This is a genomic window from Klebsiella sp. GG_Kp146, assembly GCF_040061975.1.
In the GTDB taxonomy this organism is placed as follows: Bacteria; Pseudomonadota; Gammaproteobacteria; order Enterobacterales; family Enterobacteriaceae; genus Klebsiella; species Klebsiella quasipneumoniae.
On the sequence record NZ_JBEAHA010000038.1, the window covers coordinates 1 to 21,596 of the forward strand.

At 60.4% G+C, this 21,596-nt stretch carries 20 protein-coding genes; 7 read left to right on the top strand and 13 right to left on the bottom strand.

Annotated features, from left to right (window positions below):
- The 3 genes from ABLU95_RS21495 to ABLU95_RS21505 form a co-directional block, all read right to left on the bottom strand.
- Positions 1–744, bottom strand: a 744-nt coding sequence (locus tag ABLU95_RS21495; RefSeq protein ID WP_348880387.1) for a triphosphoribosyl-dephospho-CoA synthase, incomplete at its 3' end; no start/stop codon positions are given.
- Positions 744–2,399 (bottom strand): malonate decarboxylase subunit alpha, encoded by a 1,656-nt coding sequence (gene mdcA, locus ABLU95_RS21500; RefSeq protein ID WP_004206060.1) that lies wholly within the window; start codon positions 2,397–2,399, stop codon positions 744–746. The genes ABLU95_RS21495 and mdcA, both read right to left, overlap by 1 nt.
- 222 nt (positions 2,400–2,621) lie before the next feature.
- Positions 2,622–3,656 carry an AI-2E family transporter gene (locus tag ABLU95_RS21505; protein ID WP_023289538.1) on the bottom strand — a complete coding sequence of 345 codons (1,035 nt, stop codon included), beginning with the start codon at positions 3,654–3,656 and terminating at the stop codon, positions 2,622–2,624.
- Between the two features lie 442 nt (positions 3,657–4,098).
- Between ABLU95_RS21505 and kpnE the strand changes: the two genes are divergently transcribed.
- Positions 4,099–4,461 (top strand): multidrug efflux SMR transporter subunit KpnE, encoded by a 363-nt coding sequence (gene kpnE / locus ABLU95_RS21510; RefSeq protein WP_023289539.1) that lies wholly within the window; start codon positions 4,099–4,101, stop codon positions 4,459–4,461.
- A complete protein-coding gene (kpnF, locus tag ABLU95_RS21515; protein WP_023289540.1) occupies positions 4,448–4,777 on the top strand; it encodes a multidrug efflux SMR transporter subunit KpnF in 330 nt (109 codons plus the stop codon). Before kpnE ends, kpnF begins: the two co-directional genes overlap by 14 nt.
- A gap of 55 nt (positions 4,778–4,832) precedes the next feature.
- Here the strand turns inward: kpnF and ABLU95_RS21520 are convergent, their stop codons facing one another.
- Positions 4,833–4,922: an ArsR family transcriptional regulator gene (locus ABLU95_RS21520; RefSeq protein ID WP_258315333.1), complete on the bottom strand. Its 90-nt coding sequence runs from the start codon at positions 4,920–4,922 to the stop codon at positions 4,833–4,835.
- Between ABLU95_RS21520 and ABLU95_RS21525 the strand changes: the two genes are divergently transcribed.
- Complete coding sequence (locus ABLU95_RS21525) at positions 4,882–7,038, top strand: bifunctional diguanylate cyclase/phosphodiesterase (protein ID WP_348880388.1); 2,157 nt, start codon at positions 4,882–4,884, stop codon at positions 7,036–7,038. The two genes, ABLU95_RS21520 and ABLU95_RS21525, sit on opposite strands and share 41 nt — an antisense overlap.
- Here the strand turns inward: ABLU95_RS21525 and ABLU95_RS21530 are convergent, their stop codons facing one another.
- The 3 genes from ABLU95_RS21530 to ABLU95_RS21540 all read right to left on the bottom strand — a co-directional run bounded on the left by ABLU95_RS21530 (position 7,039) and on the right by ABLU95_RS21540 (position 10,809).
- The gene (locus ABLU95_RS21530) at positions 7,039–7,851 is read right to left on the bottom strand and encodes a serine protease (protein WP_044522790.1); all 813 of its coding nucleotides are present in this window, start codon (positions 7,849–7,851) and stop codon (positions 7,039–7,041) included.
- 942 nt (positions 7,852–8,793) lie between these two features.
- A complete protein-coding gene (gene asr / locus ABLU95_RS21535; RefSeq protein ID WP_114508139.1) occupies positions 8,794–9,156 on the bottom strand; it encodes an acid resistance repetitive basic protein Asr in 363 nt (120 codons plus the stop codon).
- A 165-nt stretch (positions 9,157–9,321) separates the two neighbouring features.
- The gene (locus ABLU95_RS21540) at positions 9,322–10,809 is read right to left on the bottom strand and encodes a carboxypeptidase M32 (RefSeq protein WP_348880389.1); all 1,488 of its coding nucleotides are present in this window, start codon (positions 10,807–10,809) and stop codon (positions 9,322–9,324) included.
- Between the two features lie 227 nt (positions 10,810–11,036).
- Here ABLU95_RS21540 and ABLU95_RS21545 point away from each other — a divergent pair, with 227 nt between their 5' ends.
- The gene (locus tag ABLU95_RS21545; protein WP_004206050.1) at positions 11,037–11,129 is read left to right on the top strand and encodes a hypothetical protein; all 93 of its coding nucleotides are present in this window, start codon (positions 11,037–11,039) and stop codon (positions 11,127–11,129) included.
- 30 nt (positions 11,130–11,159) lie between these two features.
- Here the strand turns inward: ABLU95_RS21545 and ABLU95_RS21550 are convergent, their stop codons facing one another.
- Complete coding sequence (locus ABLU95_RS21550) at positions 11,160–12,410, bottom strand: MFS transporter (protein ID WP_023289545.1); 1,251 nt, start codon at positions 12,408–12,410, stop codon at positions 11,160–11,162.
- 130 nt (positions 12,411–12,540) lie between these two features.
- Between ABLU95_RS21550 and ABLU95_RS21555 the strand changes: the two genes are divergently transcribed.
- From ABLU95_RS21555 to bioD, 3 genes are all read left to right on the top strand, one after another.
- Positions 12,541–13,443: a LysR family transcriptional regulator gene (locus ABLU95_RS21555; protein WP_348880390.1), complete on the top strand. Its 903-nt coding sequence runs from the start codon at positions 12,541–12,543 to the stop codon at positions 13,441–13,443.
- Positions 13,444–13,567: 124 nt separating this feature from the next.
- Positions 13,568–14,788: a sugar metabolism global transcriptional regulator Mlc gene (mlc, locus tag ABLU95_RS21560; RefSeq protein WP_032429145.1), complete on the top strand. Its 1,221-nt coding sequence runs from the start codon at positions 13,568–13,570 to the stop codon at positions 14,786–14,788.
- 127 nt (positions 14,789–14,915) lie between these two features.
- Entirely contained in the window at positions 14,916–15,611 is a 696-nt protein-coding gene (gene bioD, locus ABLU95_RS21565; RefSeq protein WP_065882308.1) for a dethiobiotin synthase, read from the top strand.
- Here bioD and clcB read toward each other — a convergent pair.
- The 5 genes from clcB to ynfE all read right to left on the bottom strand — a co-directional run bounded on the left by clcB (position 15,564) and on the right by ynfE (position 21,565).
- Positions 15,564–16,859, bottom strand: a complete 1,296-nt coding sequence (gene clcB / locus ABLU95_RS21570; protein WP_064154666.1) for a voltage-gated ClC-type chloride channel ClcB — start codon at positions 16,857–16,859, stop codon at positions 15,564–15,566. The genes bioD and clcB overlap by 48 nt on opposite strands.
- Positions 16,860–16,992: 133 nt before the next feature.
- Entirely contained in the window at positions 16,993–17,601 is a 609-nt protein-coding gene (gene dmsD / locus ABLU95_RS21575; protein WP_087776828.1) for a Tat proofreading chaperone DmsD, read from the bottom strand.
- 41 nt (positions 17,602–17,642) lie between these two features.
- Entirely contained in the window at positions 17,643–18,500 is an 858-nt protein-coding gene (locus ABLU95_RS21580; protein WP_243805656.1) for a DmsC/YnfH family molybdoenzyme membrane anchor subunit, read from the bottom strand.
- A gap of 1 nt (position 18,501) precedes the next feature.
- A complete protein-coding gene (locus ABLU95_RS21585; RefSeq protein ID WP_032452738.1) occupies positions 18,502–19,119 on the bottom strand; it encodes a DMSO/selenate family reductase complex B subunit in 618 nt (205 codons plus the stop codon).
- Positions 19,120–19,129: 10 nt separating this feature from the next.
- A complete protein-coding gene (gene ynfE / locus ABLU95_RS21590) occupies positions 19,130–21,565 on the bottom strand; it encodes a selenate/tellurate reductase subunit YnfE (protein WP_277475495.1) in 2,436 nt (811 codons plus the stop codon).
- Between the last annotated feature and the right edge of the window lie 31 nt (positions 21,566–21,596).

The following is a 21,596-nucleotide window of genomic DNA, read 5'->3' on the forward strand; positions in this document are numbered from 1 at the left end:
CCCCCCCCCGCGTCCGGCGACGCTGGCGCACCCGCCGGCCGCCAGCACCGCGCGGGCGCCCTGCTGCATGGTCTGCAGGCCGGTCAAGCCGGCGCGCGACAGCACGCAGGTATCGCTCAGCGAGGTCATGATGGCCATCAGCGCGTCAAGTTGCGCCTGCGGCTCGCTGGCGCCCCGGGCGCGGCTTTGCTGTAACTGCGGCAGCGCCAGGGTGGTGATATGCGGGAAACCGCGCTGCGCCTCTTCGCGCGCGCCCGGCACCTGCCAGCGGCGGCTGGCGCGTAGCCCTTTACTGAAGCTTTTCGGCGCCAGGCCGTCGGGCAGACGGGCGAGGGCGGCGGCGGTGTCGGCGATCGCCTGTGAATGACCCGCTCCCCCCAACATCGCTACCGCGCTGACCAGCAGCCCCAGCGCCCAGATGGCGCCGCGGTGGGTGTTGACCCCGCCGGTGGCCTGCATCATCTGCGCTTCGCCTTCCCGGCCAAGGCGGCCGACGGTTTCGCGCAGCGCGATATCCGCCGGGCGGCGCCAGCTTTGCTGGGCCAGCGCGTGGAAGGTCGGCTGCAGGCTGCGGGCGGAGTGTTCCATCAGCGCCAGCGTGAGGTCCTGATGCGCGCCGCTGCCGCGGCTGTCAACCAGACCCGGTTTCGGGCTCAGACGGGCTTCGTCAATCAGACAGGCGCTGGCGGTATCCGCCAGCCAGCTGACGCGGCTTTCTGCGTGCAGGGGGGAGAGAATTTTCATTACCAGCTCCGGAATTTTGCCGGTGGGTTGTACAGTCCGTCGGACCATTCCACCAGGTCGGCGACGCTGCCGGCGGCCAGCAGCGAACGGGTGGCCTCGCTGCGGCGAATGCCGAGATCTTCCGGGTAGACCACTTTGCCGCTCTGACGCAGGGCAGCCACGCGTTTCGCGTCCACTCCGAGACCGATGTCGGTGATCCCGGCGACGGCGGCGACCATCGCCCGGCGCTCTTCCAGGCTTTCCGCACGATACAGGTAGGCGATACCCTCTTCGGTCAGCACGTGGGTGACGTCATCGCCGTAAATCATCACCGGCGCCAGCGGCATGCCGGAGGTTTTGGCGACGTCGACCGCGTCGAGAGTCTCAACAAAGGTCGGCTTCACCCCGGCCTGAAAGGTTTCGACCATCTGCACTACCAGTTTTTTACCGCGCTGCATTGGGTCCGGCTCGGTGATCATATTGAGCCAGGCAGGGGTGGCATGGCGGCGGCCGTGCGGATCGTGGCCCATGTTCGGCGCGCCGCCGAAGCCGGAAAGGCGGCCGCGGGTGACGGTCGAGGAGTTAGCCAGACCATCAACCTGCAGGGTCGAACCGATAAACATATCCACCGCGTATTGCCCCGCCAGCTGGCAGAAGGCGCGGTTGGAGCGCATGGAGCCGTCCGGGCCGGTAAAGAAGATATCCGGACGGGCGCGGATGTACTCTTCCATCCCCAGCTCGCCGCCGAAGCAGTGCACGCTCTCCACCCAGCCGCTCTCGATCGCCGGGATCAGCGTCGGATGCGGGTTCAGGGTCCAGTGTTTACAGATTTTGCCTTTCAGACCGAGCTGTTCGCCGTAAGTCGGCAGCAGCAGTTCGATGGCGGCGGTGTTGAAGCCGATCCCGTGGTTGAGGGACTGCACCTGATGCTCGGCGTAGATGCCCTTGATCGCCATCATCGCCATCAGAATGTGTTCTTGCTTAATCAGGCGCGGGTCGCGGGTGAACAGCGGTTCAATAAAGAACGGCTTGTCGGCGACCACCACGTAATCAATCCACGAGCCGGGAATATCGACGCGGGGCAGATCGCACTCGTCGTCCACCAGTTCGTTAACCTGGGCGATAACAATACCGTCGTGGAAGGCGGCGGCTTCCACCAGCGCCGGGGTATCTTCGGTACTCGGCCCGGTATACAGGTTACCTTTACGGTCGGCTTTGTAGCCGGCGATCAGCGCGACGTTGGGCGACAGATCGACGTACAGGCGGGAGTAGAGTTCGATATAGGTATGAATGGCGCCGATTTCCAGCAGGCCATCTTCCAGCAGCTGCGAAATGCGCAGGCTTTGGGTACCGGAGAAGGAGAAATCGAGTTTGCGGGCGATACCTTTTTCAAACAGGTCCAGATGCTCGCTGCGCCCGACGCTCGGCATGATCATATGCAGATCGTGGATTTTCTGCGGATTGACTTCCGCCAGCATGCGGGAGAGGAAATCGGCCTGCTTCTGGTTGTTGCCTTCCAGCACCACCCGGTCGCCGGGGGCGAGCAGGTTTTCCAGTACGCTGACCAGCTGGTCAGTGGGGATGACTTTGCCGGGGATGTTGGCCTCGGCCAGCCGCCGCTGCTTTTCCGTCCGGCGACGGTTCCAGACCCGCCCCGTCGTTTGTTCGGCATTCATTATTAACCTCCTGATTCGACAAATCGTTTTGTTTGTCCTGGTGGAGTTTAGTGTGCGATGCGAGGCGCGGAGCATCAATTAAGCACGGCGGCCAATCGTTAGCCTGAGAGTAACAATTGTGATTGGCCCTTTGTGATGAGGATCAATAATACGAAAGGCGTAGTGGTCTACCACAGGTGTCAGGGAGAGGGGGGGCCGGCCACTCGCCCCCCCGGGGAAGGGTTACTCTTTGCTCACATCACTTAATAAGAATGCGATGCTCTGGCCGCCGCTGGTCTGCTCGAGGGCGATTTTGACGATGATCGTCAACGGCACCGACAGGAGCATACCGACCGGACCCAGCAGCCAGCCCCAGAAGATCAACGACAGGAATACCACCAGGGTGGAGAGTCCCAGGCCGCGCCCCATGATCCGCGGTTCGAGAATATTGCCGAACACCAGGTTAACGATCAGATAGCCGGCCAGCACCACCAGCGCCTCGTACAGGCCGCCGAATACCAGGACCTGCAGGATCGGCGGGATGGCCGCCAGCACGGAGCCAATATTGGGAATATAGTTCAGCGCGAAGGCCAGCAGCCCCCACATAAAGGCGAAACGCACGTCCAGCAGAACCAGCATGCCCCAGACCACCAGCCCGGTGACCAGGCTAATCGCGGTCTTCAGCACCAGATAATGCGACACGCTGTCGATGGCGCGCTGAATGGCCCCCATGCCTTCTACCGGGCGGGACATCAGCTGCTGCAGTTTGGCGGGCAGTTGCGGAACCTCCAGCAGCATAAACACCACCGTCAGCAGCAGCAGAAAAATCGAGGACATGGCGTTCGACAGCTGAGTGAGCAGACCGGTGACCAGGGTCATCACGGCGTTGGGGTCGATGTATTTGTTTAGCTCCACCACCGAGACGGTAAAGCCCAGGCGCTGCAGCCAGGGAGCGATGGTTTGCATCGGTTCGTAGAGATAGTTGCGGTACTGCGGCAGGGTGCGCGCCAGCTCGTTAAGCGAAGTCCCCAGCGAGGCCAGCAGCACAACGGCTAACATGACGATAAGGCCGATCAGCAATGAGATCGCCAGCACGCGTGGCACCCGGCAGCGGACCAGCAGCTGGACCAGCGGATTAATAATCACCGCCAGAAAAAGCGCGAGTATAAACGGGACAATAATGTCTGCCGCAAAGCGAATGCCGGTCAGGATGATCACCAGCATGCCCAGCATGATGACCATCTTTAATCCGTTAAGTGTAATAATAGGTTTAGCCATAGGATCCCGTCCTCAATCTTCCTTGCCTGTTAACAGGTTGCGTTACATTAGCATAATGACGTTTTTTTTCAGAAAAAACGCATTGCAGCAAAACCGCGGCGTAAAGAATTGCAAAGTCTTTGAATAAAATGTAGCACTATGCTACAAATGTACCTGTGTTTAACTACTGAGGACAATTTTCATCCGCACCGGACGAGAAGCAACACCGCGGATAATTGTAATTTTATGGACAATCAGTTCAGGATGTATATTTTAAATCACCCCGCAGTATCCCTCACTTTTTCCCGTTTTGCCGGCGAACAGCACTGGCATTCGGCGCTATAGTCACCTTCTTTCTGCCTGAGCTGGCGCCAAGCGCACAGCGAAATCTACGTCAGAAATTTTCCTGTTTACGCGTCGCGTAAACGGTAATGGATTATATTCTCAAGCAGGAGAAGGGATCATGTTTTATTGGATTTTATTAGCTTTAGCGATTATTGCTGAAATTACCGGCACCTTGTCGATGAAATGGGCAAGCATTAGCGGTGGGCATACCGGATTTATTTTAATGCTGGCCATGATTGCCCTGTCATATATTTTTCTCGCCTTTGCGGTTAAAAAAATTGCCCTCGGCGTGGCCTACGCGTTATGGGAAGGGATTGGTATTTTGCTGATCACCCTGTTCAGCGTACTGTTGTTTGATGAAAGCCTGTCGCTGCTGAAAATAGCCGGTCTGACCACCCTGGTGGTGGGGATCGTCTTAATTAAGTCCGGCACCCAGAAAAAAGCGTCGTCGAAGCAGGAGGTGGCTCATGCAGCAGTTTGAGTGGATCCACGCCATCTGGCTGGCTATCGCCATTGTTCTGGAAATTATTGCCAACGTCTTTTTGAAGTTTTCCGACGGTTTCCGCCGCAAGGTCTATGGCATTCTGTCGCTGGCGGCGGTGCTGGGCGCGTTCAGCGCCCTGTCGCAGGCGGTGAAAGGCATCGATCTGTCGGTCGCCTATGCGCTGTGGGGCGGCTTCGGTATCGCGGCGACCATCGCCGCCGGCTGGGTGCTGTTTGGCCAGCGCCTGAATAACAAAGGCTGGGCGGGTGTCATCCTGCTGGTTGCCGGCATGGTGTTAATTAAACTCGCCTGACGTCGCGCCGCCTGCAAAGCCAGGCGGCAAAACGGGTTCGCTGTAGTATGCTTACTCAAGACCGGCCCCGCAGGTATTGTGCCCGGTGACGATGAGGACTGCGCATGCTCACAGCTTTCGGCTGGCGGAAAATTCCTTCCGCCAGGACGTTGTCAATAATGATTTTTCTCGCCGGGCTCGGCCTCACCGCGTCGGTGATCTCCCTGCTTTACCTCTCGCAACACCTCATTGCCAGCAAATCCAATGAAATTGACCAACAGCGCTCGGTCCTGTCGGTGGAAGGGGCGGTGCAGACCTCGGTCAACCGGGTGCTGTCGCTGGTGCTGGACAATGCCATCTGGGACGATGCGGTGACCCAGACTTACGCTCCCAGCCTGGATCAAAAATGGCTGTACGACTCCTGGGGATCTGGCTTCAAAATCAATAACCTGTATGACGGCACCTTTGTCCTTGATGAACATTATCACATCCTGTGGGGCGCCTTTCAGAGTCAGGTTATGCCCCGGGAAGACCTCTCATTTCTCGGCGCCGGGCTGACCAGCCTGATCCGCTATCATGCACAGGCTCTGCGCGAGGGGAGAAACGCCTTCGCCGGCATCACACGTACCGAGGCCGGGATCGCTTTCGTCGGCATCGGCCTGATACGGCCGACGAGCGGCCGGCTGCAGGTGGCTGACGAGACCCGACGCTATCTGGTCATTACCCGGCACATCAGCCCTCAGCTGCTGGAGCGTTTAGGCGACACCTTCCAGATAAGCCATCTGCATCTCAGCGACGGCCCAGGCGAACACAGGATCCCGCTGCGCACGCAGGGAGGCGAGGTTCTGGGCTATCTGGCGTGGCAGCCGCGCCTGCCCGGCGCCGAAGCGGCCCTGGCCTCGTCAGGCAGTATGCGGTTGATCGCCGGGGTGGCCGCCAGCCTGATCCTGCTGTTTATTCTGTTCAGCAGCCTCGGCATGTATAAGCTGGCCCGCGGCGAACGTCAGGCGCGGGAGATCGCCCTGATTGACTGGCTTAGCCGCCTGCCCAACCGGCGTGCGCTGCTGCTGCGGCTCAGCCAGGTGTGCGACACGAGTAAGCACGATATGCAGTGCGTGGTGTTTATCGATCTGGACGGTTTTAAGGATGTGAATGATAACTATGGCCACGATGTGGGCGACACTCTGATCCGCCATATCGCCAGCGCGCTGCAAAAACGGGTGCCGGCGGGGGCCATGCTGGCAAGAATGGGCGGGGATGAGTTCGCCATGGCGGTGAGCGGCGAACAGGCGATCGACCGGGCCGCGGCGTTCGCGTGGGCGGCGCTGGAGCTGCTTAAAGCGCCGGTGGCGCTGAGCAAACGCACAATTTATATCGGCGCCAGCATCGGCATCGCCAGCGGTACTCCGGCGGAATGCTCCAGTACCGAACTGTTTCGCCGGGCGGATATCGCCATGTACCACGCCAAGAAGAGCGGCAAGGGGCGGACGGCCTGGTATGACGATGCGCTGGATGCCGTGCGACGTCATCAGCTGATGATTGAGAATGGCATCCGTCAGGGGCTGGAGCAGGATGAATTTGAGGTCTGGTATCAGCCGGTGGTCGATGCCGATACGCTGGCGATGACCGGCGTTGAAGCGCTGCTGCGCTGGCCGCGTCGCCCGCAGGGTGCGCTGGCGCCGGATGCGTTTATCGCCATTGCCGAGAGTAGCGGCCTGATTGACACCCTCGGCCAGTTCGTCCTGCAACGCGCCTGCAGCGACCTGCAGCCGGTGGGCGATCTGCTGCTGTCGGTGAACATCTCGCCGGCGCAATTTCGCGATCCGGCGTTTGAAAGCCGGGTGATGGAAACGGTCGCTGCCTGCCGCTTTCCGCCGTCGCGCCTGCAGGTGGAGGTGACGGAGAGTTATGTGCTGGAAAATCCGGAACGTTCGCAGGCGGTGATGGAGAATCTGAAGGCCCAGGGCATCGCCGTGGCGCTGGACGATTTTGGCACCGGTTACTCCAGCATCGGCTATTTACGCCGCTTTCGCTTTGACAGCCTGAAGATTGACAAATCCCTCGCCGGGCGGGTGGATTGCGATGCGCAGGCGGCGGAGATGGTGCGCGGCACGGTGCGCATCGCCCGCGCGCTGGGGATGACGGTCGTGGCGGAGGGGGTTGAAGATCCGCAACAGCTGGCGCTGCTGCGGCGGGCCGGTTGCGACCGGCTACAGGGCTTTTACTTCAGTAAACCGATGCCGATCGCCGACCTGCTGCAGCGGCGTCAGCAGCAGGGGTAATTACTCTCCGGCCAGCGCCTCCAGCTTATCGCGAAAGCCGGTCACCGCGATGGCGCGGTTGTCCGCCCGCCAGCGATCCTGCGGGCCGGGAGCCGAACTTTGCACGGCGATCACTTGCCAGCCGTCCGCGGTTTTCAGCAGCAGCGGCGAGCCGCTGTCGCCGGGCAGGGTGTCACACTGGTGCGACAGGACGCTGTTTTGCGCCCAGCCGGTGACGATGCAATCCTGATGGCTGTAAAGATTGTCCAGATGATCTTCAGGATAACCTGACTGGGTCACTTTCCGGTCCGCCGCCTTCAGAGCGGCGGTTAAATCGGCCTTACTGCCGGGGAAGAGCGGGATCGGCGTGATGCCCGAGGGGGCATAGCGCAGCACGATCAGGCCAAAATCCGAGGGCGCCGCGGCGGAGGGAACGATCCAGCCATCACCGTCGGCTTTCAGACGCTTGCCTAACCCGGGATCCACGCGTCCGTCAATGCCGTGGATCTCATACACCCAGTTACCCTTGCGGGAAATAAAGCGCAGAGCGACCGCTTTGTCCGGCTTGCCGCGCGGGGGCGTTAACAGGCAGTGGCCCGCGGTCAGCGCCAGGTTGGGGGAGATGAGCGTCGCCGTGCACAGATTGCCGCTGGCGGTCTCCAGCTGGCCAATCGCGTCCCACGGACTCTCCTCCGGGCGGCTCACCGCTTTACGCTCATCGTGGCCGAAAAACAACGTCTTAATATCTTTGGCGCTCAGTCCGCTATCTTCGGCATGTGCGCCCAGAGGTAACAGATAAAATGAACACAGTAATAACAGAACGTCTCTACGCATATCACTCTCTGGGGGAGGCTATGATGTCTATTGACAGTAGCAGGAGATTTAAGTTTTTGAAAGTAAACAATAATTCTAATCAGGCCAAACGGCATGTCTCATCTGCGCGCGACAGGCTCTGGCGCGGGTAAAACCTTCTGATTTCAATCGGTTAATACCATTAACCTTCTGCTGCTATTTCCGCAGAAAGCACGGTCTGGCGCAAGCACATTCGTGTATCAGAACGTACTGAAATTGGCGAATAATGCAGCAATACCTCTTTGAGGTTATTCCTGGTTTGGCAGCATAATGCGCAAAAATAATACTTTTACCCGCCAGAACTTCACCAGAATTCGCACTTCTTTACGCCTCACGTAATTATTTTCAATGCGAAACATTTTCTCACCGAAAACGTTGTTACCGTCACCCGTCCGTTGAGTAAATAGAGAGGTAATACCGGCGATGATAGCCTGAATTCTATTTCCCCGGCGTTCGGAGGGTATATGTCTAAAAAAGGTATTCGCGCACTGGTCTATGTTTCCCTGGTCTCGGTGGCCATCTGGGGCGCAACCGGCTATCTGGTGATGGAAGCGGTACGTGCGTTGTGATGAGTCTGGCCGCCGCGTGGGGGCCAGGCGCGCGATGGTTTATTGCTAACGTGTCTGGCGTCTTCGGGCGCCGGGCATGATTTGCGCCGCTGGCAGCGGCAGGGTAAAAGAGAGTGATAAGGGTGGGCAACAATATTTGCGCGACATTCACCTTGCGGGAAGTCTGAGCCAGGCGGCAAAACGGGAGAGAAAGGCGAAATGATTAATAGAGGAAAAAGCGGGTCGCAACCACTGCGCAAATGATTAACAGGATCAGGATGAGCTCAAAACGATAACGCCGCAGCATAGTGCTCTCCAGAAAAAACGGCGCTGAAGCAGCGCCGATTATTTAAGAAGGTTGGTTCACCGGGAGGAATTAGGCTGCCGGCTGTGCAGCAGGTTTAGCGGCCTGGTGTTTGGTGGTTTTGTGGTGTTTTTTCGCTGCCTGAGCTTTCTGGGCTACCGGTTTAGCGGCAGCTTTGTGGTGCTTTTTCGCGGCCTGGGCTTTCTGGGCAGCGGCTGGTTTAGCTTCTGCTTTCTTGTGTTTTTTGGCAGCCTGAGCTTTCTGCTCTGCAGCTGGTTTGGCCGCGGCTTTATGGTGTTTTTTGTGATGGGTGGTCTTGGCAGCAGTGCTGTGGGTAGCAGCTGGCGCCTGAGTGGTGCTTACTGCGTCAGCAGCGAAAGCGGCGGAAGAGAGACCCATAGCAGCGGCAACGACCAGAGCTAATACTTTTTTCATTCTGATATCCTCGAAAAGTTTTCTTAATTTCAACCCCACTGCGGGGCCGGTGAAATCACTATATGCTTGTCTTTTCGGGCTTTCCGTGAGTGTTTGGTATCGGCGTGTAACCGAATGTACAAGGCGGGGAGTGGAAGGACGCGCCGGGCAGCCCGGCGCGGACGATCACAGATAGCGGGCGGTAAGGTGGTCGCGGAAGTAGCAGCTGTTAAGATCCTCGCCGGTGGCCTGCTGGATCAGCTGCGAGGTGGTGAAGCGGCTGCCATGCTGCCAGATATTCTGCCGCAGCCAGTCAAACAGGGCGCTGAAATCCCCTTCCGCGATATCGCGGTCTAACGTCGGCAGCGCGCGACGGGCGGCGGTCATCAGCTGCGCGGCATACATCGCCCCCAGCGTGTAGGAAGGGAAGTAGCCGAAGCCGCCGTCGGTCCAGTGAATATCCTGCATACAGCCGTCCCGGTAGTTGCCGGTGGTCGACAGTCCCAGCCAGTGCTGCATTTTCTCATCCCACAGCGACGGAATATCTTCCACCTCTATCTCGCCGTCGATCAGCGCGCGTTCAATTTCATAGCGCAGGATCACATGCGCCGGATAGCTGACCTCATCGGCATCAACGCGAATAAAGCCTGGTTTCACCCGCTGGTTCCAGGCGATGAAATTCTCCTCGCTAAAGGCCGGCCGATCGCCAAAGCGTTCGCGCACCGCCGGCAGCAGGCGTTTCAGGAAGCGCTCGCTGCGTCCCAGCTGCATTTCGAAGAACAGGCTCTGCGACTCATGGATAGCAGTAGAGCGGGCCAGTCCTACCGGCTGGTCGACCCACGGGCGAGGCAGATTCTGCTCATAGCGGGCGTGGCCGGTCTCGTGGATCACGCCGAACAGAGCGCTGAGCAGGTCGTTTTCGTTGTAGCGGGTGGTGATGCGCACATCCTGAGGGACGCCGCCGCAAAACGGGTGGGCGCTGATGTCCAGACGCCCGCCGTCAAAGTCAAAGCCGAGGATGCGCATCGCCTGCAGACCCAGTTCGCGCTGCTCAGGGATCGGGAACGGCCCCTGCGGGGCGATCAAGGTTCGCGTCGCCTGCTTATCGACCGCTTGTCGCAGCAGGGAAGGCAGCCAGGACTTGAGATCGGCAAACAGGCTGTCCAGCCGGGCGCTGGTCATATCCGGTTCGAAAATATCCAGCAGCGCGTCATAGCGTGAGCCGCCCCGGGCGTCGGCGCGGATCTGCGCTTCCTCGCGGCTCAGCCTGACCACCTCGCGCAAATTATCGGCAAAGCCAGCCCAGTCATTAGCCGGTCGCTGACTGCGCCAGGCATGTTCGCAACGGCTACCGGCCAGCGATTTGGCCTCCACCAGGCTCTCCGGCAGCAGCGCCGCCTGATCGTACTGGCGCTGCATTTCCCGCAGGTTGGCCTGTTCGAGGTCGTTGAGATCCTGCTGGCGGGCCGCCTGCAGCCATTGGCCCACTTTTTTATCGGTCAGGATCTGATGCTGTAGCACGCCGAGTTCCGCCAGCGCTTCGCCGCGGGCGGCGCTACCGCCCGGAGGCATCATGGCGAACATATCCCAGCCGGCGATGGCGGAGAGATGCGAAAAGCGCGACAGGCGCTGAAAGGTGCGGGTAAGCTGCTGATAAGGCGTATTTTCAGTCATAGTAGCGTTCGGTCCGTGACAGGTGAATGAACAGATTATCGGTATGCCTCTACACTATCCTGATACGCCTGGCGGGTCGAGCGTGGCGCGCAGAGGGCGGGGTAAAGCATTAGCCGCGTGTTAGCAGGAAAAAAAGCGTGGCTCTGTGAGCAGTATTGCAGAAATCGGTAACGCATCGTGACTAAACTGTGATCGATAACGCAAGTCTGGAGGTTCGGGGGTGGTTTATGAATCCGTTCACCTGGCTGTTTATTGCCTTACTGTCCGTTGATGCCGTCAGAGAGCTGATGGGCTTGTCATCTATCATGGGCATGTGGTGAAACGTGGCCCGCAGGCCACGTCACGCGCGATTATTTGAGTCGCCGATACAGGCAAGTGCCGGTCAACAGCGCGGCAAGGAGCAGCAGCGCGATAAATCCGCCGACGCCGTTCCAGCCGTAGCGATGCCAGAACACCCCGCCTAATGTCCCCGCCAGGCTTGAGCCAAGATAATAGCTGAACAGATACAGCGATGACGCCTGACCGCGGGCGCGGCGCGCGCGCGGGCCAATCCAGCTGCTGGCGACGGAGTGCGCGGCGAAGAAGCCGGCGGAGAACAGCAGCATGCCGAGGAAAATAAGCCACAGGGAAGAAAAGAGCGTCATCAGCAGGCCGCAGAGCATCACGCCGGTAAAGCCGAGCATCACCGGACCGCGGCCATAGCGTACGGTCATGGCGCCCGCTTTCGGCGAGCTCCAGGTCCCGGTGAGATACGCCACCGACAGCAGACCCACCACCGCCTGGCTTAACGACCACGGCGACATCATCAGACGGTAGCCAATGTAGTTAAACAGGGTGACAAAGGCCCCCATCAGCAGGAAACCCTCGACGAATAGCAGCGGCAGGCCGCGATCGCGCCAGTGCAGGCGGAAATTAATCAGCAGCGTTTTTGGCCGCAGCGAGGTCGGGCGGAAATGGCGCGACTCGGGCAGGATTCGCCAGAACATAATCGCCGCGGCCAGGGCGAAGCCGCTGATCACCGCCAGCGCCACGCGCCAGCCGAAAAAATCGGTAAAGACCCCGGTGAGCAAGCGGCCGCTCATGCCGCCGATGGAGTTGCCGCTGATATAGAGTCCCATAGAGAAGGCCACAAAGCTGGGGTGGATCTCCTCGCTCAGGTAGGTCATACCGACCGCCGCCACGCCGCTCAGCGACAGGCCAATCAGGGCGCGCATAATCAGGATGCCGTGCCAGCTGGTCATCATGGTCGACAACAGCGAGCAGCAGGCGGCCAGCAGCAGCGCGGTGACCATCACCGGCTTGCGGCCTATGGCGTCCGACAGCGGGCCGGTAAACAGCAGGCCCACCGCCAGCATCGCCGTGGAAATGGAGAGAGAAATACTGCTGCTGGCCGGCGATACGCCGAACTCGTTCGACAGCACCGGCAGGATCGGCTGTACGCAGTAGAGCAGGGCGAAGGTGGCCAGACCGGCGGAGAATAGCGCGAGCGTGACGCGCATAAACTGCGGGGTGCCGCGCTTAATAAACGGATCCGGGCGGGATGCACCAGCGACGCTGACCTCGCCCGCCGGCACGGTGTCAACGGTTGTTGTACGACTCACAGAGAATTCCTTGGGTAGAAGTTGCTGCTTACCAACAGAGTGTTGTGACCATTCAGCTCACATTTTTAGGGTATGAAAATGTAAATATTCTGTCTAATATATTAATAATCTCAAATAAGACGTTTTAAATATGAATATCGAGTTGCGTCATTTGCGCTACTTTGTCGCCGTCGCCGAGGAGCTGCATTTTGGCCGCGCCGCGGCGCGACTGAACATCTCTCAACCGCCGTTAAGCCAGCAAATTCAGATCCTCGAGCAGCAGACCGGCGCCCGCCTGTTCGCCCGCACCAACCGCAGCGTCAGCCTGACGGCGGCGGGGAAACAGTTTCTCGCCGACAGCCGACAAATTCTCGCCCAGGTGGAGGACGCGGCCGCCCGCGCCGCCCGTCTGCACCATGGGGAAACGGGCGAACTGCGTATCGGCTTTACCTCCTCGGCCCCTTTTATCAAGGCGGTATCCGATACGCTGTCCCTGTTTCGTCAGCGCTACCCGGATGTGCATATTCTCACCCGCGAGACCAATACCCGCGAACAGATTGTCCCGCTGAGCGAGGGAGCCCTCGACCTCGGCCTGTTGCGCAATACCCAACTGCCGGACACCCTGGCGTGGCAGCGAGTGCTGCGCGAGCCGCTGCTGGCGATGGTCCCAGTGGACCATCCGCTGGCCCGCCAGCCCTCGGTCAGCCTGGCGGCGCTGGCGCGGGAGCCGTTCGTCTTTTTCGACCCGCACGTCGGTACCGGCCTGTATGACGACATCCTTGGCCTGCTGCGCCGCTACGGCCATACGCCGGTGATTGCCCAGGAGGTGGGGGAGGCGATGACCATTATTGGCCTGGTAGCCGCCGGGCTGGGGGTGTCGATCCTGCCGGCCTCCTTTCAGCGCGTGCAGCTCAGCGAAATGCGCTGGCTGCCGATTGACGAAAAGGATGCGGTGTCGGAGATGTGGCTGGTGTGGTCGAAACACCATGAGCAGGGGGCGCTGGCAAAACGCTTTCGTGACACGCTGCTGGTCTGGAAAAACGAGCGCAATTGAGGCAAAAAGGGGCTGGAAATGTGCGGTAAATCACAAGGCTAAGCAAAAATTTGACGTTCACCATCGAAGTGCTTCACCATAGCCGAAAGTTTATTTCGAAGCGCGAAAATAAAGGGAGTCAATGGTGGTAGCGGATAGTCAACCAGGCCATATCGATCAAATTAAGCAGACCAATGCGGGCGCCGTCTATCGCCTGATTGATCAGCTCGGCCCGGTATCGCGTATCGACCTCTCCCGATTTGCGCAACTGGCGCCCGCCAGCATCACCAAAATTGTCCGCGAGATGCTGGAAGCGCATCTGGTGCAGGAGACCGAGATTCAGGAGCCCGGCAGCCGCGGGCGCCCGGCGGTGGGTCTGATGGTGGAAACCGAGGCCTGGCACTATCTGGCGGTGCGCATCAGCCGCGGCGAGATCCACCTTTCGCTGCGCGATTTAAGCAGCCAGCTGGTGGTGGAGGAGCAGCTGGAGCTGGCCCTTACCGACAGCTCGCCGTTTCTGACGCGGATCATCGACCATATCGATCGCTTCTTTATTCGCCACCAGAAGAAGCTGGAACGCCTCACCTCCATCGCCATAACGATGCCGGGTATCATTGATACCGAAAACGGCATTATTCATCGCATGCCGTTTTATGAAGAGGTCAAAGACGTCCCGTTGGGCGAAACGCTGGCCAACCATACCGGGGTGCCGGTCTATATTCAGCATGACATTAGCGCCTGGACCATGGCGGAATCGCTGTTTGGCGCCTCGCGCGGCGCCCGGGACGTCATTCAGGTGGTGATCGATCATAACGTCGGCGCCGGGGTTATCACCGACGGACGTCTGCTGCACGCCGGCAGCAGCAGCCTCGTGGAGATCGGTCATACCCAGGTCGACCCCTATGGCAAACGCTGCTACTGCGGTAACCATGGCTGTCTGGAAACGATCGCCAGCGTGGAGAGCGTGCTGGAGCTGGCGCAGATGCGGATGGCGCAGTCGATGAGCTCGCTGCTGCATCAGCGTCCGCTGAGCGTGGAGTGGCTGTGCCAGGCGGCGCTGCAGGGCGACCTGCTGGCCCGGGACATTATCAGCGGCGTCGGTCATCACGTCGGTCGCATTCTGGCGATCATGGTCAATCTGTTTAACCCGCAGAAAATCCTGATCGGCTCGCCGTTTAACCTGGCGGCGGACATTCTTTTTCCGGCAATTTCCAGCTGCATTCGGCAACAATCACTCCCGGCCTACAGCCAGCATATCGCGGTTGAAAGCACCCAGTTCTCCAACCGCGGAACGATGGCTGGCGCGGCGCTGGTCAAGGATGCGCTCTATAACGGATCCTTACTCATACGACTGTTACAGGGTTAACATTTTTTCATAGTCACACCAAAAATTGCGCTATCTCAAGCTGACCCCCAGCGGCTTCACGTAGACTTTGCCCACTGTTGATTATTTCTCTCCCGTATATTTCATCGACAAAACTGTGGGGTTAGTGATGTTTAAGCGTTTCTTTATTACAGGTACAGACACTGCTGTCGGGAAGACAGTGGTTTCCCGTGCGCTGTTGCAGGCACTTGCTGCCAGAGGCAAAAGCGTGGCCGGGTACAAGCCTGTGGCGAAGGGCAGCAAAGAGACGCCGGACGGTTTGCGTAATAAAGACGCGCTGGTGCTGCAGAGCGTCTCCACGCTGGCGTTACCCTATGAAGCTGTCAATCCCATCGCCTTAAGCGAAGACGAAAGCAGCGTGGCGCACAGCTGCCCGATCAACTACGGTCTGCTGTCGGATGGTTTGCAGCGGCTGGCCGGGCAGGTTGAACACGTGGTGGTTGAAGGCACCGGCGGCTGGCGCAGCCTGATGAACGACCTGCGACCGCTCTCCGAATGGGTGGTACAGGAGCAGCTCCCGGTGCTGATGGTGGTAGGGATCCAGGAAGGGTGCATCAACCATGCGCTGCTGACGGCCCAGGCGATCGCCAATGACGGGCTGCCGCTGATCGGCTGGGTGGCCAACCGCATCAACCCCGGTCTGGCGCACTACGCCGAAATCATCGATGTGCTCAGCAAAAAGCTGCCTGCGCCGCTCATTGGCGAGCTGCCGTATCTGCCGCGCGCCGAACAGCGTGAGCTAAGCCGCTACGTCGACTTAGACATGCTCGGCAACGTGATGGCGATAGATCGAATCCCGGCGTAACGTACGCGACAGCACCGACGCCACCACGCAGGTGATCAGCAGGCCGGGCAGCAGCACATACTGCCCGGTCATCTCACAAATCATCAGAGTCGACATGATTGGCGCATGGGTAGTGGCGGCAAGAAACGCCGCCATGCCGGTCAGTCCCATCATCATAGCCATCTCCTGCTCCCCAGGTAGCCACAGCCCGCTGAAGCGGGCCAATAGCATGCCCATCGCCAGGCCGACAAACAGCGTGGGGGTAAACACCCCGCCCGGCGCGCCGGAGCCACTGCTGGCCAGCACCGCCAGCAGTTTGCACAGGAATACCGCCACCAGCAGCGCGCCGGGCGGCGGCAGCAGCAGATAGCTTTGCACCACGCTGTAGCCGTTGCCCCACACCGCCGGCGTGATGAGCGATAGGCCGCCGACGATCAGACCGCCCAGCGCCAGCTGCCACGGCGGCGCCAGTTTCAGCCTGACGAACCCGCGGTGGCTGTATTCCATCAGCCAGATAAACAGCGGCCCGCACAGTCCGGCCAGCAGTCCAGTGGCGAGCATCAGGCCATAGTGCAGCGCGCTGAGATCCTGCTGCAGGACGACATGGTACAACGGCGCGGCGCCGCCGTTGAGAAACTGGGTCAGCAGCAGGGCGATCACCGCCGAGATCACTACCGGCCCAAGCGAGGCCAGCATCAGCGTGCCAAACAGAATTTCAGCGATAAACAGGCTGCCGGCCAGTGGAGCATGATAGGCGCTGGCCATCCCGGCGGCGGCGCCGCAGGCGACCCACAGTTTCCATTCGGCCTGCGGCGTGAAGCGGCGGGCGAACAGCGAGGCTGCCAGCGCGGCCAGCAGGATCATGGCGCCTTCCCGGCCAATCGCGCTGCCGGTGACCACCACCAGCAGCGAGGCCAGCGACTTCACCAGGCTTGCCGGCGTATCGAAGCAACCGTCTCCGGTCTCCAGGGCTTCCATATAATCGGTGGCGGCGTGCGGACGGGCAACGCGGCGTCGTTGCCACAGCCAGAGAAGTGCCCCTGCCGCCAGTCCCCCCAGCGCCGGGGTAATCAGCCGTCGCCACGCCGGCAGCGACTGCGCGGCGTTGACCAGGCTCCCGCTGTCGTTACCGAGAAACAGCGTTTCCAGCACCACCATGGCATGGCGAAACAGGGCCACCGCCAGGGCGGCGAGAAGGCCAATCAGCGTGGCGATCAGCAGGCGACGAAACATCACCTGCACATCAGGATAGGGATGAAGACGGTGCATCGGTCACGGCGAGATTGGGAAAACATGGCCTTATTGTGATAGGGAATAAACTTATATGCAAAAGCGATAAGTGCGGGTTACGGAGAGGGGAGCCATCAAGGAAACCGCGCCGACTCCCGGCGCGGCAAAGGGATTAGCGATAGAGCGGCTTTTCCGCCACCGCGAGGGGCAGACCCGCCTGCCACTGCGCCAGGGTCGCCTGCGCCAGCTGGCCCAGCGCCTGGTAGAAGGGGTGGGTGGCATGTTCGACAAAGACGCTCAGGAAGCGCCCGGACCACGGCAGCAGATGCCAGGCCAGCAGCTGGGCAAACAGCGCCTCCTGCTCCGTTTCGCACAGCCACGCCGCCAGCAGCAGCAGGGTGCCGAAATGGTCTTCCGGCTCGTTGCGATCGGCGTCCAGTGCGATGCCGTTCGCGCGCATCCATTCGCGCAGGGCCAGTGTGGATTCGCCGAACAGCACCGACTCTTTATCCAGCCAGACGGATCCCCATGGCGGCGCCGGCAGGGCCCACGGTCCGATAAACAGGCGCTGCCAGGCTTCCGGCAACGACTCTTCAACCGACGCGGCAAACCCCGATGCCAGCGGGGCGGCAACCGGGAAGGGCCACTGTTGCTGCCAGCTGCCGTCCTGGAAGGCGGCCACCAGCGGCGCGATTTGCGGGCTATTCGGCGCATAAGAAAACAACGCGCCCAGGGTACGGGCGCTTAAGGCGACAGCGTCGCGGTGAGGGAACGGCATCATCACTTATTCCTTTCTGCGGCGCGCGCCGGCGCGCCGTCTCATTAACGGGCAACCGCCATACCGACGGTCATATGGAGCCCATAAAACAGGCCGCGGCCAATACATTCCGCGATCAGGACCAGCAACAGGCCGGCCAACAGCCCCGCAGCGCGCTGCGGCTGACGGCGGATCAGCGGACACAGCCAGCAGCCAAGTCCCAGCGCCAGCAGGATCAGACGTAAGGCCTGCAGTCTGCCGTAATCCGGCAGCAGGGTGGCCGCCTGCTGAACGGCGCTGTGAATGGCGCCGAGCCCGGCGCTTTGCATCACGATAATCGCGGCGCTGATGACCAGCGCGGCCACGCTCAGCCCGGCAATAAACCAGACGTTAACGTCGACTTTCGCCATACGCAGCAGCAGGGCGGCGAACAGCGGCCCGCTGAGGAGTACCGTCAGGAAGAAGGCGCTGGTGGTGTAGCCAGTGTACCATGTCGGCACGGTATCGATTTGATAAACCCGGGTCATCGCCAGCACAAACACCAGCCCCAACAGCAGGGCGATCGCCAGCCAGACTTTACCCAGCGCCGCCGGCATTTTTTCCAGCACGGCCAGCAGCCACCAGAATCCGCCCACGACGAAAAACAAGGCACCGCTGGCGATTTCGTTGCTCAGCGCCGAGGCCCCGACGCGGTTCAGCGAGTTAAACGCCCGCAGCGGCGAACCGAGATGCATCACTGAGGCGAGAAAACCGATCCCCATCAGCAGCCAGATAAAAAACATGCTGCGCACCAGCCGCTGCCGCGCTTCGCGCTGGTCCGCCAGCGTCAGCCAGACCAGACCGCTGACGAGGGTCGCGCCGACCACGCATTGCCCCAGTACCGTAAACAGCACCAGCGGCCATTCCTGCCATCCGCTTCCCATCTCACACCTCCTTCGGGTTTGCCAGGTAACCGGTGGTATCGCCACACGGCCGGGCGTTGCGGTTAGGTTTGATCGCGATGCTCGGCTGAGTGAAGTGCGCCGAGGGCAGCGGGGCCACCGCCGCCAGTTGGCCGTGCTTAGCGCGCAGTTCGGCAATGGGGCCGAAATCGAGCGCCCGCAGCGGGCAGGACTCGACGCAGATCGGCTTTTTCCCTTCGGCGACGCGCTGATAACAGCCGTCGCACTTGGTCATATGGCCTTTGTCGGCGTTATACTGCGGCGCGCCGTACGGGCAGGCCATATGACAGTAGCGGCAGCCGATGCACACCTCTTCATCCACCACCACAAAACCGTCTTCGCGCTTGTGCATCGCCCCGCTCGGGCAGACCTTGGTGCAGGCCGGATCGGCGCAGTGGTTACAGGCGATGGAGAGGTAATAGGCGAACACGTTCTGCTGCCAGACGCCGTTGTCCTCCTGCCAGTCGCCGCCGGCGTACTCATAGATGCGACGGAAGCTGACTTCCGGAGTCAGGTTCTTATAGTCCTTACAGGCCAGCTCGCAGGTTTTGCACCCGGTACAGCGAGCGGAGTCGATAAAGAATCCATATTGCGTGCTCATGGTTTACTCCTTAAACCTTCTCGATGTCGACCAGGTTGGTATGCTGCGGATTCCCTTTCGCCAGCGGCGACGGGCGATGGGTGGTCAGGGTATTCATGCAGGCGCCATGGTCAACCCGGTCCCCGGCCATATTGGCGTCGTGCCACGCGCCCTGGCCCATCGCCGACACGCCCGGCATGATGCGTGGCGTCACTTTCGCCGGCAGCCGGACTTCGCCGCGCTGGTTGAACACCCGCACCAGATCGCCGTTTTTAATCCCGCGTTTTTCCGCGTCCAGCGGGTTGATCCACACTTCCTGACGGCAGGCGGCCTGCAGCACGTCCACGTTGCCGTAGCTGGAATGGGTGCGCGCCTTATAGTGAAATCCAAACAGCTGCAGCGGATACTGGCTGCGCAGTGGATCGTCCCAGCCTTCAAATGTGGAGGCATAGACCGGCAGCGGGCTGATGACTTCGTCTTTCTCCAGCTGCCAGCGGGCGGCAATCTCGGCGAGCCGGCTGGAGTAGATCTCAATTTTGCCGGACGGGGTTTTGAGCGGATGCGCTTCAGGATCGCGGCGGAAGTCGCGATAGGCGACGAAGTGGCCGTTCGGGTCCTTGCGTTTGTAGATGCCCATTCGCTTCAGCTCATCGTAGGCCGGCAGCGCCGGATCTTTCGCCACCATTTTGGCGTACAGATGCTGCAGCCACTGCGCCTGAGTGCGTCCCTCGGTAAAACGCTGGTAGACATCGTCGCCGAGCCGTTTCGCCACTTCGCTTAAGATCCAGTAAATCGGTTTGCGTTCAAATTTCGCCGAGGTGGCGGGCTGGATGAAAATCAGATAGCCCATATTGCCGGCGTAATCGTTGGGAATAATATCTTCCTGCTCAACGGTCATCAGGTCGGGCAGCAGCAGGTCGGCGTATTTCGCTGACGAGGTCATAAAGTTGTCGATGACCACGATGGTTTCGCACTTGCTTTCGTCCTGCAGGATCTCGTGGGTCTTATTGATGTCGGAGTGCTGGTTGATGAGGGTATTGCCCGCGTAGTTCCACAGGAACTTGATCGGCACATCCAGCTTCTCTTTGCCGCGCACGCCGTCGCGGGTGGCGGTCATCTCCGGGCCTCGAGCGATGGCGTCGGTCCAGGTGAAGCAGGAGATGGCGGTTTTCACCGGGTTTTCCAGCACCGGCAGACGCTCGATGGTGATGGTGTAGGTCGATTCGCGGGCGCCGCTGTTGCCGCCGTTGATGCCGACGTTGCCGGTTAAGATCGGCAGCATGGCGATCGCCCGGGCGGAGAGCTCGCCGTTGGCCTGGCGCTGCGGCCCCCAGCCCTGGCAGATATAGGCCGGTTTGCTCATGCCGATGTCGCGCGCCAGCTTAATGATGCGATCGGCGGGGATGCCGGTGATACGCGAAGCCCACTGCGGCGTTTTGGCGACGCCGTCGTCGCCCTCGCCGAGGATATAGGCTTTATAGTGGCCATTCTCAGGCGCCCCGGCCGGCAGCGTCTTCTCATCGTAGCCGACGCAGTATTTATCAAGGAACGGCTGATCCACCAGATTTTCGTTAATCAACACCCAGGCGATACCGGCGACCAGCGCGGCGTCTGTGCCGGGGCGAATGGGGATCCACTCATCTTCGCGACCGGCGGCGGTATCGGTGTAGCGCGGATCGATAACGATCATCCGCGCGTGGGAGCGCTCGCGGGCCTGTTCCAGATACCAGGTAATGCCGCCGCCGCTCATGCGGGTTTCCGCCGGGTTGTTGCCGAACATCACCACCAGCTTACTGTTTTCAATATCCGAAGTGCTGTTGCCGTCGTTACTGCCGTAGGTGTAGGGCATGGCGCAGGCGATCTGCGCGGTGCTGTAGGTACCGTACTGGTTAAGCGAGCCGCCGTAGCAGTTCATCAGCCGCGCCACCGGCGAAGCGGAAGGCGAGGAGCGGGTCATGTTCCCGCCGACGATTCCTGATGAGTAGTTAATGTACACGGCTTCGTTGCCATATTGCGCGACGACGCGTTTCAGACGGTCAGCAAGGGTATCCAGCGCTTCCTGCCAGCTGATACGCTCAAATTTGCCTTCTCCGCGTTTGCCGACGCGCTTCATAGGATAGTTAAGGCGATCCGGGTGGTTGATGCGCCGGCGAATCGAACGCCCGCGCAGGCAGGCGCGGACCTGATGATCGCCGTAGCGGTCGTCGCCGGTGTTATCAGTTTCCACGTAGACCACTTCATCATCACGCACGTGCAGCCGCAGGGCGCAGCGGCTGCCGCAGTTGACCGAACAGGCGCCCCAGACAATGCGGGTGTTGTCGCCGGCAGCCTGCTGTACCGCCGCCGCGGCGTTGCGCAGCGTAAAGGGCAGGGGAAGCCCGCCGGCGGCCAGCGCCAGAGAACCGAGGGCTGTGGATTTAAGTAGCGCGCGTCGGGTGACGCCGCCGGAAGATTCCTGATTCGACATTGCTCACTCCATGATAGTTATGCTGGGCGGA